The organism is Pueribacillus sp. YX66, assembly GCF_041725775.1.
In the GTDB taxonomy this organism is placed as follows: domain Bacteria; phylum Bacillota; class Bacilli; order Bacillales; family UBA6769; genus Pueribacillus.
In genome coordinates, this window is sequence record NZ_JBEUEL010000031.1 from 18,188 (window position 1) to 33,233 (window position 15,046).

10 protein-coding genes and 1 other RNA gene are annotated in these 15,046 nt (G+C 39.2%); 9 read left to right on the forward strand and 2 right to left on the reverse strand.

Going from position 1 to position 15,046, the window contains the following annotated elements; all coding sequences use genetic code 11:
- Nucleotides 1-124: 124 nt before the first annotated feature.
- The 9 genes from ABU914_RS12450 to ssrS all read left to right on the forward strand — a co-directional run bounded on the left by ABU914_RS12450 (nt 125) and on the right by ssrS (nt 12,743).
- Complete coding sequence (locus tag ABU914_RS12450) at nt 125-451, forward strand: post-transcriptional regulator (protein ID WP_379670056.1); 327 nt, start codon at nt 125-127, stop codon at nt 449-451.
- A 20-nt stretch (nt 452-471) separates the two neighbouring features.
- Entirely contained in the window at nt 472-2,688 is a 2,217-nt protein-coding gene (secDF, locus tag ABU914_RS12455) for a protein translocase subunit SecDF (RefSeq protein ID WP_379670057.1), read from the forward strand.
- Between the two features lie 130 nt (nt 2,689-2,818).
- A complete protein-coding gene (gene recJ, locus ABU914_RS12460; RefSeq protein WP_379670058.1) occupies nt 2,819-5,167 on the forward strand; it encodes a single-stranded-DNA-specific exonuclease RecJ in 2,349 nt (782 codons plus the stop codon).
- A complete protein-coding gene (locus tag ABU914_RS12465) occupies nt 5,167-5,682 on the forward strand; it encodes an adenine phosphoribosyltransferase (protein ID WP_379670059.1) in 516 nt (171 codons plus the stop codon). The genes recJ and ABU914_RS12465 overlap by 1 nt, the downstream gene beginning before the upstream one ends.
- 266 nt (nt 5,683-5,948) lie before the next feature.
- On the forward strand, nt 5,949-8,129 hold the full coding sequence (locus ABU914_RS12470) for a RelA/SpoT family protein (RefSeq protein ID WP_379670060.1): 2,181 nt from the start codon (nt 5,949-5,951) through the stop codon (nt 8,127-8,129).
- Between the two features lie 254 nt (nt 8,130-8,383).
- Entirely contained in the window at nt 8,384-8,827 is a 444-nt protein-coding gene (gene dtd, locus ABU914_RS12475; RefSeq protein ID WP_379670061.1) for a D-aminoacyl-tRNA deacylase, read from the forward strand.
- 546 nt (nt 8,828-9,373) lie between these two features.
- Entirely contained in the window at nt 9,374-10,645 is a 1,272-nt protein-coding gene (hisS, locus tag ABU914_RS12480) for a histidine--tRNA ligase (protein ID WP_379670062.1), read from the forward strand.
- Between the two features lie 19 nt (nt 10,646-10,664).
- Entirely contained in the window at nt 10,665-12,443 is a 1,779-nt protein-coding gene (gene aspS / locus ABU914_RS12485; RefSeq protein WP_379670063.1) for an aspartate--tRNA ligase, read from the forward strand.
- A gap of 113 nt (nt 12,444-12,556) precedes the next feature.
- A non-coding RNA gene (gene ssrS, locus ABU914_RS12490) (6S RNA) lies at nt 12,557-12,743 on the forward strand.
- 46 nt (nt 12,744-12,789) lie between these two features.
- Here the strand turns inward: ssrS and ABU914_RS12495 are convergent.
- Both ABU914_RS12495 and ABU914_RS12500 read right to left on the reverse strand, forming a co-directional pair.
- Nucleotides 12,790-13,386 carry an RsfA family transcriptional regulator gene (locus ABU914_RS12495; RefSeq protein WP_379670064.1) on the reverse strand — a complete coding sequence of 199 codons (597 nt, stop codon included), beginning with the start codon at nt 13,384-13,386 and terminating at the stop codon, nt 12,790-12,792.
- Nucleotides 13,387-13,608: 222 nt separating this feature from the next.
- On the reverse strand, nt 13,609-14,889 hold the full coding sequence (locus ABU914_RS12500; RefSeq protein WP_379670065.1) for a replication-associated recombination protein A: 1,281 nt from the start codon (nt 14,887-14,889) through the stop codon (nt 13,609-13,611).
- Nucleotides 14,890-15,046 lie beyond the last annotated feature (157 nt).

Genomic DNA, 15,046 nt, shown 5'->3' on the forward strand with positions numbered 1-15,046 from the left:
TCTCATTACGTGTGATTCATTTCAACCTGCAAAATACATCCGTAGTAAAGCACGCGATAGAAATCACGCTAAAAAGTATTGGCACTTTTTCACAACTATGTATATGCTTAAAGGTGTACAAACCATGACAAGAATAATGTTGGGCGGTGATGTAATGACAAATGTAGAACAACTTAAAGCGTGGAAGGACGAAGTCTACCTTGTCATCGCAAGCAAAACTGAAGAGTTTCATTTATATGGTTATGAAGCGGTGACACCAGAAGAAGTGTGGGAATGTGTTCTAGCAAAACTAGAGCGCCGAAAAGACGAATATATGCTTCATCAGCTCGTTGCAGAAATTTTTCGGCTTACGGTTAACGAATATATGAATTGGGTAACGATTAAAGCAGTCACATCGACAGACCTTGAACTATTAGAAGAAGAAAATAACATGCTATTCGGAATCGATTAAAAAAGGAAGGATATGAACGTATGGTTAGAAAAGGACGCATCGTATTTTTTTTCACTGTTGTCCTTGCGATAGGGCTACTTATCGGCTTTACATATGATAAAGCAGCGAACAACATTAATTTAGGACTTGACCTTCAAGGCGGATTTGAAGTGCTATATGAAGTACAGCCACCTGAAGATGAACAAATTACTGAAGAAACATTAAACAGTACAGTTAGTGCGTTACGGAATCGGATTGATGTGATCGGTGTTTCTGAACCGAACATTCAAATTGAAGGGAACGATCGGATCCGTGTTCAACTTGCGGGTGTTGAAGATCAGAGTGAAGCACGTGAACTGCTTTCGACACAAGCCGAGCTAACGTTTCGTGATGTTGATGATAATGTGATGCTCAGCGGGTCTGACCTTGAAACGAATGGAGCGAGCTTAACGTTTGATGATGCAAATCGACCAATTGTTTCATTGACATTGAAAGATGCCGATAAGTTTGGTGAAGTGACAAAAGAAATTATGAATAAGCCAACAGGTGAAAACTTGCTCGTCATTTGGCTAGATTTTGAAGAAGGCGATTCTTTTCTAGAAGAGGCACAAAAAGAGGAGCCGAAGTTTTTATCCGCTCCAGCAGTCAGTCAAGTATTAAATACGAAAAACGTTGTCATTGAAGGTAACTTTACAGTTGAAGAAGCGACAAATTTAGCCGATTTATTAAATGCAGGCGCACTGCCGGTGGAGCTGAAAGAAGTATATTCAACTTCAGTTGGAGCGCAATTTGGTCTACAAGCGATGGAAAAAACGATTATCGCGGGTGCAATTGCAATCGCGTTAATTTTCTTATTTATGCTCGTTTATTACCGCTTTCCGGGCTTTATTGCCGTTATCACATTATCGATTTATATTTTTCTCATTCTCGTCGTATTCGGTTGGATGGATGCTGTTTTAACATTGCCGGGTATCGCTGCTTTAATTCTTGGAGTTGGTATGGCTGTCGATGCGAACATTTTGACGTACGAACGAATTAAGGAAGAACTAAAAGCGGGACGAACGGTAATGTCAGCCTTTAAATTAGGTGGAAAACGTGCATTTACGACGATTCTAGACGCAAACATTACGACATTGATTGCCGCTGGTATCATGTTCTTCTATGGGACAAGCTCGGTTAAAGGCTTTGCTGTTATGTTAATCATTAGTATTCTCGTCAGCTTTTTAACTGCTGTTTACGGTACGCGATTATTGCTCGGTTTATGGGTTCATAGTAAAGCGCTAAACAAAAAACCACAACTTTTTGGTGTAAAAAGAAAAGATATCGTTAATCTCTCAAAAGGCGAAGAGTTTGAAGTTAAAATCACGTTTGATTTTGTTAAGCACCGCAACAAGTTTTTCATATTTTCGATTGCATTTCTCGTGTTCGGGATCGTCACGTTGTCAACGTTAGGATTAAATCTTGGTACTGATTTCACAAGTGGTTCCCGTGTCGAAATTACTGGTAAAGGACCACTAAGTGAAGAGAAAATTAAAGACCAATTTAATGACATAGGACTTGACGCAAATGAAATTACATTTGCCGGTGATCATCGTGAAATCGCTGTTGTCTTATTCGGTGACGTATTATCGCAACAAGAAATTGCAGAAGTAAAGAAACATTTTAGTGCTGAATATGGAGCGGAACCTAATGTTAGTACCGTTTCCCCTCAAGTCGGTAGGGAATTGGCAAAAAATGCATTTATTTCAATTTTAATTGCGTTTTTAGGCATCATTATTTATGTCGCGATTCGCTTCGAATGGATGCAAGGGCTAGCTGCAATCGTTGCGCTTGCGCACGATGCGTTTTTCATGGTGGCACTTTTTAGCATCTTCCGAATTGAAGTCGATATCACATTTATTGCCGCTCTCTTAACGATTGTCGGGTATTCAATTAACGATACGATCGTTACGTTTGACCGGATTCGCGAAAATATGAAACGAGAGAAAAAGGTTAAAACGTTCGAACAAATTGCTCACATCGTAAATAAAAGCTTATTACAAACATTAACACGTTCGATTAATACAGTGCTTACCGTCATTTTTGCCGCAGCCGCTTTAGCATTGTTTGGCGCGGAAGCGATTCGACCATTTTCAATCGCACTCGTAATCGGTTTGTTGCTCGGGACATATTCTTCACTCTTTATAGCGGCTCAACTCTGGGCTGTTTGGAAAGGAAAACAGTTGAAGAAAAAGCGAAAAGTTGCAGTCGAGTCTTAATACTATGAAGTAAGTAGCGTTCAGTCAATAGAATTTCGTGCCCGTATACATCCTTGAATAAAAAATTTAAAGCTATCACCTCTTGACCAACTCTTGTATAATGAGAATGGGTTAAGAGGTGATTTTGTTTATGTTAGAGTCGTTGACGAGATGGCAAGTAAAAGAGATAGATGAGGCAATTGTTCAACAAATACAGAATAAACTGTCAATCAGCGAAGTAACGGCTCGTTTACTTGTAAGTCGAGGAATTGAAAGTGTTGAAAGTGCAAAAAATTTTTTACATATTGACTCGACTCCATATTTTGATCCGTTTTTATTGAAAGATATGGAACGAGCCGTAAAAAGAATACATACAGCAATTGAAAAACAAGAAACGATTTTAATTTTTGGAGACTATGATGCTGATGGAGTGACGAGTACGTCGTTGCTTGTGTATACATTTCGAAAGTTGCATGCGAAGTTTTTAACGTATATCCCAAACCGATTTACAGAAGGTTACGGCCCAAACGAAGCGGCATTTAGGTGGGCGAAACAGCAAGGGGTTAGTTTAATCGTAACAGTCGATACAGGAATTTCTGCGGTATATGAAGCGGAGGTAGCGAAAGAACTTCAACTTGACTTGATTATTACTGACCACCACGAACCACCGTTAACGCTTCCGGATGCTTTCGCAATTATTAATCCGAAACAACCGGATTGCTCCTATCCTTTTAATGAATTAGCTGGTGTAGGAGTCGCATTTAAATTAGCGCAAGCATTAGTCGGTACCGTGCCGAAAGAACTGCTTGATCTTGTTGCAATTGGAACGGTTTCCGACTTAGTTCCTTTAATTGAAGAAAATCGCAAGTTCGTCTTTGAAGGAATTCCGCTCATTGAAAATAGCGATAAGCCAGGAATTCAAGCATTGTTAGCGAGTTGTGGATTAAACGGTAAGCCGTTAGATGAAGAACAAATCGGATTTTTGCTCGGTCCACGTCTGAATGCAGCAGGGAGAATGGATTCAGCTGACCCCGCATTACAATTATTGATCGCAATGAATGAAGATGACGCAAATGCTTGGGCTGAACAGCTGAATGAGTTGAATAAAGAACGACAAAAGCTAGTTGATGCCATGGCGAAACAAGCGATTGATCTCGTCGAAGAAAAATATAAGAATGACCGAGTTATTGTCATTTCCCATGAGGGCTGGAATTCAGGTGTGATCGGAATTGTTGCTTCTCGCTTAGTTGAACGGTATTATCGTCCTGTCGTCGCTCTTGCGATTGAACTGGAAAGTGGAGAAGCGAAAGGTTCAGCACGCAGCATTGCTCATTTTGATTTATATGCAAACTTATCTTTATGTGAAGATATTTTAGTTAATTTTGGTGGGCATACGATGGCAGCGGGTTTAACGATAAACGTGAATCAAATTGATGAATTGCGCCAACGGTTAAACGTAATTGCGCAAGAACAATTGACTGGTGATGATTTTATTCCAATAACGGAAATTGATGTCGAATGTAATGTTGAAGACGTCACGATTGAAACACTGGAAGAAATCGCACAGTTAGCTCCGTTTGGAGTCGGCAATCCAAAACCGAAAGTTCTATTGGAAAATAAGCAACTATCACATGTAAGAAAAATTGGCAGTCAAGAAAATCATTTAAAATTTCAATTAAAAGAAAATGAAGCTGTGCTAGAAGGAGTCGGATTTCGTTTCGGACATCTTTTTCATGAAGTGACTCAGAATGTTTCTGTAAGTCTCGTTGGTGAGTTATCCATTAATGAATGGAACGGCTTTCGAAAACCACAAGTAATCTTGTCTGATTTAAGTGTACAAAACTGGCAACTCTTTGATTATCGTGGGGTGAAACAAGTCGCTGAACATTTAAAGAGGTTACGTGCTGAAGATGTTCAATTGATTTATTTTCGAAACGAAACGATTGACGCATTGCAGTTGTATCATTGGGAACAAGTTGCCTACTGTCCGATTACGAATAACGGAAGTTTTGATTTAAATCGCCCTTATCACGTTATTTTAGATTTGCCGCGGCAAGAGAATGAGTTATCTGATTGGTATGCCTCAATTGCAAAGCAACCAAAGCGGACTTATGCTTTTTTTCATCATGCAGAAGACCATCTATTTACTCCAATTCCGTCGCGTGAGCAATTTAAACTATTTTATGCACTTATGAAAAAAGTTCAGCAAACGACAGTGGAGAAAGCGTTTAGACTAGCTCGCTCCTATCGATTACGTGATGATTCTATCCATTTTATTACGAAGGTGTTTAATGAGCTTAATTTTGTTAAAATAAATGAGGGTAATCTTTCGTTCGTAAACAATCCAGAGAAAAAAGCGTTAACGGATTCTAAAACATATCAGCATAAACTAGCCATGATCGAAATCGAAAAAAAATTATTGTATTCATCTTATGACGAATTAAAATCGTTCTTTCAAAATATATATGATCGCTTACAAGTTGAGGAGGCAATAAAATAATGGATTATAAGCCTTATATTACAGTGATTGAAAATTACCCTACTAAAGGTGTGAAATTTAAAGATATTACGACATTAATGCAAAATGGTGACGTTTATAAGCGAGCAATTGATGATCTTGTTACTTATGCTAAAGAAAAAGAAGTAGATGTCATTGTCGGTCCTGAAGCGCGTGGATTTATTTTTGGTTGTCCAGTTGCGTATGCATTAGGTGTAGGCTTTGTTCCGGTACGTAAAGAAGGAAAGTTGCCGAGGGAAGTTGTCAAAACCGATTACGGTCTAGAATATGGAAAAGATGTTTTAACGTTGCATAAAGATGCGATTAAACCCGGGCAAAAAGTGCTTGTTACTGATGATTTGCTTGCGACAGGCGGAACGATTGAAGCGACAATTAAACTCGTAGAGCAATTAGGCGGCATCGTTGTCGGAATTGCATTTCTCATTGAATTAGCGTATCTTAATGGTAGAAGTAAGTTGGAAGGTCACGACATTTACGTGCTAACAACATACGAATAGGAAAAAGAGGTGCTCTTTTTGGAAGGGCGCTTTTTATTTTAATCTTAAACGGACACGCGTTGAAATGTCGAAGACTTAAGACACGTAGGTACTCTTGTCGTTCCAAGCTTTGTCATATCATGTACGACTCTAACGTTGTTCATATAAATGATAGATTGTGTCATAGCAAACTTTTGTCTTTACAGTATGAGGTAAATTCACGATAATGTTTACAACGAGGCTGTAGTGCGAACGCAATACACCAAAGACGATCATAAGGTGATTCGATGACAATAGCGAAAGTTTTAACTAAAGCAAAACAATATATGTCTGAAGAAGAGTGTGCATTTCTTGAAAGAGCATATGAATTTGCGAAGAAAGCACATGTGAAGCAAGTTCGTAAATCGGGAGCTCCATACATTACTCACCCTGTTGAAGTAGCAGGTATTTTAGTTGAACTCGGAATGGATTACATTACAGTAGCAGCTGGTTTTCTTCATGATGTCGTTGAAGATACGAATATTACTCTCGATGACTTAAAAGAAGAATTTAATGAAGAAATCGCAGATTTAGTCGATGGTGTAACGAAATTAAAAAAAATAAAATTTAAATCAAAAGAAGAACAACAAGCTGAGAATCATCGTAAATTACTTGTCGCTATGGCACAAGATATTCGCTGTATTTTAATCAAGCTAGCTGATCGTTTGCATAACATGCGAACGTTAAAATATATGTCAAAAGAAAAACAAATTGCGATTGCGAATGAAACGATTGAAATCTTTGCTCCACTTGCTCATCGGCTCGGTATTTCGACGATTAAATGGGAATTAGAAGATATCTCTTTGCGTTACTTAAATCCGCAACAATACTACCGAATTGTGAATCTTATGCAAAAACGTCGCACAGAACGTGAACAAAATGTCGAAGAAGTGAAGCAAGAAATTCGTAAACAACTTGAAAAAGTCTCGATAAAGGCGGAAATTTCCGGTCGTCCAAAACATATTTATAGCATTTACCGAAAAATGGTATTGCAAAACAGGCAATTTTCTGAAATATATGATTTGCTTGCTGTTCGTGTCATTGTTGATAGTATTCGAGATTGTTACGCAACACTCGGAATCATTCATACGTGCTGGAAGCCGTTGCCAGGGCGATTTAAAGATCATATTGCGATGCCGAAAGCGAACATGTATCAATCATTGCATACAACTGTCATCGGTCCGAAAGGTGATCCGGTAGAAGTCCAAATTCGTACGAAAGACATGCACAAAGTTGCTGAGTACGGAATCGCAGCACATTGGGCTTATAAAGAAGGCAAGAAAAATCCGCAATCGTCATTTGAGAAAAAGTTAACATGGTTTCGTGAAATTTTAGAATGGCAAAAAGTGGCCGATGATGCAGAAGAGTTCGTAGAATCATTAAAGATGGATTTGTTTAGTGATACAGTCCTCGTCTTTACACCGAAAAGTGATGTCATCGAACTTCCGGCTGGTTCTGTACCGATTGATTTTGCATACCGCATCCATACGGAAATTGGCAATCAAACGATCGGAGCAAAAGTGAACAGTAAAATTGTTCCACTTGATTATAAGTTGAAAACCGGGGACATCGTCGAAATCATTACATCGAAACATTCATACGGTCCAAGTCGCGATTGGTTAAAACTTACGAAAAGTTCACAAGCAAAAAATAAAATAAAACAATGGTTTAAAAAAGAAAAACGTGAAGAAAATGTTGTAAAAGGTAAAGAGTTAGTTGAGCAAGAAGTAAAACAGCTCGGCTTCGACATGCAAGATGTGTTTACTGAAGAGAACTTGCAAAGAACGGCAAAAAAATTTAACTTTACGAGCGAAGAAGATATGTATGCAGCAGTCGGTTTTAGCGGAATTACGGCGGCACAAATCGCAACACGCCTGACGGATAGACTCAGACAGAAAAAGCAAGAAGAAATTGATAATGAAACGTTGATTGAATCATTTGCTGAGTCGAAACCGACGTACATCCGCTCTCGTAAGTCTGATAGCGGGGTACGAGTAAAAGGTGTTGACAACATGCTGATTCGTTTATCAAAGTGTTGCAATCCCGTTCCAGGTGATGAAATTGTCGGATTTATTACGAAAGGACGAGGTGTGTCAGTCCACCGTAGCAAATGTCCGAACGTTCAATCTGAAGAAGCGATGGAACGTTTGTTAGAAGTCGAATGGGAAGGCGCTGGACAAACGAACAAAAACTATCACGTTGATATTGAAATCACTGGCTATGATCGGAAAGGGCTATTAAACGAAGTATTGCAAGTCGTTGCTGAGTCAAAAACAGATATTCATACCGTTACAGGTCGAACCGATCGGAATAAGATGACGACAGTCAATATGACGATTTTAATTCATAACGTCAATCATTTACAAAAAGTCGTTGAACGGATTAAACGAATTCATGATATTTACTCTGTTCGAAGAGTCATTCAATAAGACTCAAAAAAAGAGTTTGGTGACTAATGGCAACGTTACTCACGATACACGGAGATATACGCGTTACATTCGAGGTAGCGAAGGTAATGAAGTTTGCCTAAGTTTGAGCATTGAATGTGATTTTGACGAAGCTTCAGTATAGCAAACCGAATGTTACATTTGGTTGAGTACAGTTGGAATCTTATATTCCTAGTAAAATTGTTATTTTCACTGAACTGAACTTTTTAACATCCTTGAATAAAGGTGGTAATGAGATGCGAGTCGTTCTGCAACGAGCAAAAAATGCTTCTGTCACTATTGGAAATGAGACGATTGGAAAAATTAACGACGGTGTTGTTTTACTTGTCGGAATTACACATGATGATAACGAAGAAGATGCGCAATATTTAGCAAATAAAATAGCCCATTTACGGATATTTGAAGACGAAAATGGCAAACTAAATCATTCGTTGTTAGAGTATACTGGCGAAGTCTTATCTGTATCTCAATTTACGTTATATGGGGACTGTCGAAAAGGAAGACGTCCGAGCTTTACCGAAGCTGCAAAGCCTGAACAGGCGAGACAGCTATACGACCGATTTAATGAGCTACTCCGTGAAAAAGGGTTAACCGTCGAAACCGGTCAATTCGGGGCAATGATGAAAGTGTCGTTAACGAATGACGGTCCCGTAACATTCATTTTGGAAAGTGAACGTTAGTCACTTGACAATTCAATACGGGATTCGTAATATAAAAACAACTTCATACTTGAATCGATGACGGAGAAAGTAATAAAGTAGTGGCGCATAGAGAAGGAATGCCCTAGGCTGAAAGCATTTCTCGTTAACGCTTTATGAAAGACACTCCTTAGATTTCTCACTGAACTGACATGAAGTTCAAAAATCCTGAAGGCTCATAGGATGAGAGTAAGTTCGACGTTTCACGTGTTAACCGTCCATAAATTTGGGCGGATAACAGACGCTAAAAACCTGATAAGCCTTGCTTTATCAAAGTACGTGAGGACGTGATGTCTTTAGTTGAACCTCTTAAGCCTTCTTTTTGAACACATAGTTAGCACGTAGTAAGTGAAGGACGTTTCAGGCGTTATCTGGCATAGTGGAAGCATAGCTTCAATTAGGGTGGCACCGCGGGGTTACAACTCTCGTCCCTGAGATTATTTTCTCGGACGGGAGTTTTTTTATTGGAAATGAACATCGTTCAAGTACATACGCACTAATGTTAATTGAAACAATGGAGGTTTATCAATGGGAATTCAAATTCCAAGAGGAACGCAAGACATTTTGCCAGGTGAAATTGAAAAATGGCAATATGTCGAACAAAAAGCGCGTCAGCTTTGTGAAAGTTATTGTTATGAAGAAATCCGCACACCAATTTTCGAAGCGACGGAACTTTTCGTACGCGGCGTTGGTGAAACGACGGATATCGTACAAAAAGAAATGTATACGTTTAAAGATCGCGGAAATCGTAGCATTACGTTAAGACCTGAAGGTACAGCTCCGACAGTTCGATCATTCGTAGAAAAAAAGTTGTATGGACTCCCAGAACAACCAACGAAACTATATTATATTGGACCGATGTTTCGTTATGAACGTCCACAAACAGGACGGATGCGTCAGTTTTACCAATTTGGTGTCGAAGCCCTTGGCAGTAATGACCCAGCGATCGATGCAGAAGTCATTGCATTGGCAATTGATTTTTATAAATCGCTTGGGCTTAAAGAACTTACACTTGTCATTAATAGTCTTGGTGATACTGAAAGTAGGACAAAGCATAAACAAGCTTTGATTGAGCATTTTAAACCGCATATCGATCAATTTTGTGACGACTGCCAAATAAGACTTGAAAAAAACCCTTTGCGAATTTTAGACTGTAAAAAAGATGCGGAAAATCCGCTTATCCAAGAAGCGCCTGCCATTTTAAACTATTTAAACGCTGAATCGAGCGCCTACTTTAACAAAGTGAAACAATATTTGAAGGAAATGAAGATTGACTTTGTCGTTGATCCAACATTAGTGAGAGGTTTAGACTATTATAATCACACGGCCTTTGAAATCATGAGTAATGCTAAAGGATTCGGCGCAATTACTACGTTGTCTGGTGGGGGTCGCTACAACGGTCTCGTTCAAGAAATTGGTGGTCCGGAAACTGCTGGAATTGGTTTTGCGCTTAGCATTGAAAGATTGTTAATGGCACTCGATGCTGAAGGGGTTGCACTGCCTATTGATAAGGAAATTGACTGTTATTTAATTGCACACGGTGAGCAAGCGCATGAAAAAGCGACAGTTTTACTTTACGAATTGCGGAAAGCTGGATTTAAAGCGGACCAAGATTACTTAAATCGTAAAATTAAAGGGCAGTTTAAATCAGCTGACCGAAAAAAAGCTAAATTTACTGCGATTTTAGGTGAATCAGAATTAGAAAATAACACGATAGCGATAAAAGAAATGTTATCGGGAGAACAAACAGAAATTCCAATGAAAGAAATTATTGCATTTTTCCAAAGTAAATTAACGTAAAACGGAGGAATAGATCATAATGATGGGTAGAACACATCAATGCGGAAAATTGACAAAAGAAAACAATGGAGAAAAAGTTCATTTAAAAGGCTGGGTACAGCGACGCCGTGATTTAGGCGGGTTAATCTTTATTGATGTTCGCGATCGTTCAGGGATTGTTCAAGTTGTCGTCAACCCTGAACATTCAGAAGAAGCACTTCAAACGGCTGATAAAATACGTAACGAGTTCGTTGTCGGCATTACAGGTGAGGTTGTATTACGAGATCCAGAAACCGTCAATTCCAAAATTGCAACGGGTGAAATTGAAGTGGTTGCAAGTGAAGTTCAGATCGTAAATGAAGCGAAAAATCCGCCGTTTATAATTGAGGATCAAACAGATGTCGGTGAAGATGTTCGCTTAAAATATCGCTATTTAGATTTGCGTCGTCCGCTCATGCAAGAAACGTTTAAATTGCGTCATCAAATCACGAAGCACATTCGTAATTTTTTAGACGAGCACGAATTTCTTGAAATGGAAACCCCAATTTTAACGAAAAGTACACCTGAAGGCGCGAGGGACTACTTAGTCCCGAGCCGTGTTCACCCAGGAGAATTTTATGCATTGCCACAGTCACCGCAATTATTTAAACAGTTATTGATGGTATCCGGCTTTGAACGCTATTATCAAATTGCACGCTGTTTTCGTGATGAAGATTTACGAGCAGACCGTCAGCCTGAATTTACGCAAGTCGATATTGAAACATCATTTCTTGAAAAAGAAGAATTGTTAAGCATGATGGAAAAGATGATGGTGCAGGTCGTTAAAGAAACGAAAGGGATTGACATTCCGATGCCATTTCCAAGAATAACGCATTTTGAAGCGATGGAACGGTATGGGTCAGACAAGCCGGATACACGGTTTGGAATGGAACTCATTGAGCTTTCACAAATTGTTAAAGACTCCAGCTTTAAAGTCTTTAGTGGGGCGATTCAAAATGGCGGTGTCGTTAAAGCGATCAATGTAAAAGGTGCTGCAGAAACATATTCACGTAAAGACATCGATGCATTAACGGAATACGTGAAAGTGTACGGTGCGAAAGGGCTTGCATGGGTGAAAATAGAGGATGGTCAATTTACGGGTCCAATTGCAAAATTTTTCACCGAACAAGAGGTAGAACAAATGAAAGAAATCTTACAATCCGAAGATGGTGATTTATTACTGTTCGGTGCAGACAAACGAAAAATCGTTTATGACAGTCTCGGGGCATTGCGGTTGAAGCTTGGTAAAGAATTACATTTGATTGATGAGTCGAAACTGAATTTCCTTTGGGTAACAGAGTTTCCGTTATTTACATATGATGAGGATGCGGAACGTTACGTTGCTGAACACCATCCATTTACAAGCCCGATACAGGAAGATCTTGAATTATTAGAAATGGAGCCGGAAAAAGTTCGAGCGGATGCCTATGATCTCGTATTGAATGGATATGAACTCGGTGGCGGTTCGCAAAGAATTTACAAACGCGAAGTTCAAGAAAAAATGTTCCGTGCGCTTGGATTTAGTGATGAAGCAGCGAGAGAACAATTCGGATTTTTACTTGACGCTTTTGAATATGGCACACCTCCGCACGGCGGCATCGCATTCGGTCTCGATCGTCTCGTTATGATTTTGGCAGGAAGAACAAATTTACGTGATACGATTGCTTTTCCTAAGACGACAAGCGCAAGTGATTTGTTAACAGATGCGCCTAGCGAAGTAAGCCCATCTCAACTTGAAGAGCTTCATTTAAGGACGACTGCTGTGAAATTAGACGAATAAAATGAAAATGAAGAGCGGGATATCACCGTTCTTCATATTATTCACGTTTTGCAAACGTTTTCTTAAAGAGTTGCATTTTAGTTTTTTTTCTGTTATGATAATCATACAATCAAAGAGTCCTGGGGTGTTCGTTACAACCCATATGTTTTGAGCCAACACCTATATGTAGGGAGCCTGAGCTAATTGTTTTCATTCAGCGTACATGCCTTCAATGAAAGGACGTACAAAAAATGAAACAGGGCACCCACCTGCCGAGAGCAGGTTCAAAACTGAGGATGAGACGGCACAGTTGGGACTCACAACAATGTGAAATAGGAAAACAGCAGATATTTAATCTGCTGTTCTTTTATTTCGCAACTTTTTCGAGATTTCCGTTTTTATCCATTTTAAATGCGGTTCCTGCTTCGTCATTTTCTTGTAATACAACCATTTTACGAGCACGCTCCATAATTTGGATAAGCGATTGATAATCTTCCTGAACGATGGAATATTTTTGTTTTAATGATGTCAATTCTTTCTTTAAATTTTCATTTTCAATCGCAAGAGCTTCTTTTTCACTTTCAAGTCGTTCTTTTAAATCTCGTAATTCTGATGACTTTGAACGATCCTCTTTTAAGTCTTTTAAATAGTTAATGACGTCTTGCAAATTCATTTCTCTCGTTTGAACTTCTGAATTAAACGTAGATACTTTTCGAACTGGCTTCATGGCTTGGGCACGCTTTCGTTCTTTTCGTTGTTTTTTTGCTAGTTCAATCGCTTGTTCATATTTGTTACGAACGATTGCGTTCCAACGAAACCCCACCGCTGCAGATGTCCGGTTCAGTTTGTCTCCGACTTCATCAAAAGCTAGCAGTTGTGTACTGCCTTCACGAATGTGTCGTAGAACAGTTTCTGCAAGTAGCAAATCATCTTCATGGGACCATGCATCTTGCCTCACTTTCACAGTATCGTCCCTCCTTTCCCACTTTTGTTTTTTCTATTTTTTCCAAAACAGAAAGATTTATACATAAAATACTAGATTTCTTTCATTCGGCACTAGATTTTTCAATAGAAACAGCTTAGGTTTGATTCGAGTCATTACGCTCATCACCGCGCTTCGTCTATCAAACAATTTAGACAGATCGAGCTGATTGAGAACTGATTAAAAATAGTGTTTACAATAAGCTTATTTTTTGTTTCTGTTTTTCTTTAATTTATAATTAATTTGTGCTAAAGCTTGTTCGAATTTTCCAGTCTGTTTTGGAATATAGTACGTTTGATCGGTAAGAGGATCAGGTAAATATTGCTGGTCGACCCAGCTATTTTCGTAACTGTGCGGATATAAATAATCGACCCCTCGACCGAGTGTTTTTGCCCCTTTATAGTGAGCGTCTTTTAGATGTAGTGGGATTTCACCAATTCGGCGGTGTTTAATGTCGTGTAATGCGGCATCAATCGCTTTATAGGCTGAGTTCGATTTCGGTGAGAGACAAAGCTCGATAACAGCATTTGCAAGCGGAATACGTGCTTCAGGAAAACCGACTCTTTCAGCGGCTTCAATGGCGTGAAGCGTTCGAACGCTCGCTTGTGGGCTCGCAAGTCCAATGTCTTCGTAAGCTGTAACGAGTAATCGTCTTGCAATGCTCGTTAAATCTCCCGCTTCAATTAATCTAGCGAGGTAATGGAGTGCAGCATCGACATCACTACCGCGAATCGACTTTTGAAAAGCGGACAAGACGTCATAGTGAGCATCACCATTTTTGTCGTGGGAAAAGCTCTTTTTTTGAATCGATTGTTCGGCAATTTTTAAGTCGATTTCGACAGCATCTGTGTCTGCTTGTTTTGTTGATAAGACGGCGATTTCTAATGCGTTTAGTGCTGCTCGAACATCTCCTCCACACATACTAGCTAAATGGGTCATCGCTTCGTCTGTTATCGAAATATCCAAGTGACCAAAGCCATTTTTGGGATCACGCAATGCCCGCTCAATAGCAATCTCGATTTCTTCCGGGGTTAATGGATGTAATTCAAAGATTTGGCAGCGACTTCGTATCGCTGGATTGATTGAGTGAAATGGATTGCTCGTCGTTGCACCGATTAACGTGATGAGTCCGTTTTCAAGAAAAGGAAGTAAATAATCTTGCCTGCCTTTATCAAGACGATGAATTTCGTCTAAAATTAAAATGAGTTGTCCTGACATTTTTGCTTCTTCAATGACAATTTCAATATCTTTTTTATTGTTTACAACGGCATTTAACATGCGGTACGGTATATTTGTACTTCCAGCAATTGCAATCGCAATCGATGTTTTTCCTGTTCCGGGAGGACCATACATGATCATAGAGGAGAGTTGTTTTGCTTTCACCATTCTCCAAATTAATTCGCCTTCACCGACGAGATGCTTCTGACCAATGACGTCATCAATTGTTTTTGGACGCATACGAAATGCTAGCGGTTTATTTTGCATGAATCTCGCTCCTGTATGTTTCGATGTTTATATTGCAATGATACGAAAATAGTCGCTGTTCGACAAATAAACTGAATTCCATATGTGTAATATTTTACTCGGGGGATATTTTCACCTTATTTACTAGCCAAAAAAGAGAAGGCACTCTATCATAAAA

What these genes read in the sequence shown, in the direction of transcription:
- ABU914_RS12450 (WP_379670056.1), top strand. Translation starts at nt 125, where the DNA reads ATGACAAGAATAATGTTGGGCGGTGATGTAATGACAAATGTAGAACAA.
- secDF (WP_379670057.1), top strand. Translation starts at nt 472, where the DNA reads ATGGTTAGAAAAGGACGCATCGTATTTTTTTTCACTGTTGTCCTTGCG.
- recJ (WP_379670058.1), top strand. Translation starts at nt 2,819, where the DNA reads ATGTTAGAGTCGTTGACGAGATGGCAAGTAAAAGAGATAGATGAGGCA.
- ABU914_RS12465 (WP_379670059.1), top strand. Translation starts at nt 5,167, where the DNA reads ATGGATTATAAGCCTTATATTACAGTGATTGAAAATTACCCTACTAAA.
- ABU914_RS12470 (WP_379670060.1), top strand. Translation starts at nt 5,949, where the DNA reads ATGACAATAGCGAAAGTTTTAACTAAAGCAAAACAATATATGTCTGAA.
- dtd (WP_379670061.1), top strand. Translation starts at nt 8,384, where the DNA reads ATGCGAGTCGTTCTGCAACGAGCAAAAAATGCTTCTGTCACTATTGGA.
- hisS (WP_379670062.1), top strand. Translation starts at nt 9,374, where the DNA reads ATGGGAATTCAAATTCCAAGAGGAACGCAAGACATTTTGCCAGGTGAA.
- aspS (WP_379670063.1), top strand. Translation starts at nt 10,665, where the DNA reads ATGATGGGTAGAACACATCAATGCGGAAAATTGACAAAAGAAAACAAT.
- ABU914_RS12500 (WP_379670065.1), bottom strand. Translation starts at nt 14,889, where the DNA reads ATGCAAAATAAACCGCTAGCATTTCGTATGCGTCCAAAAACAATTGAT.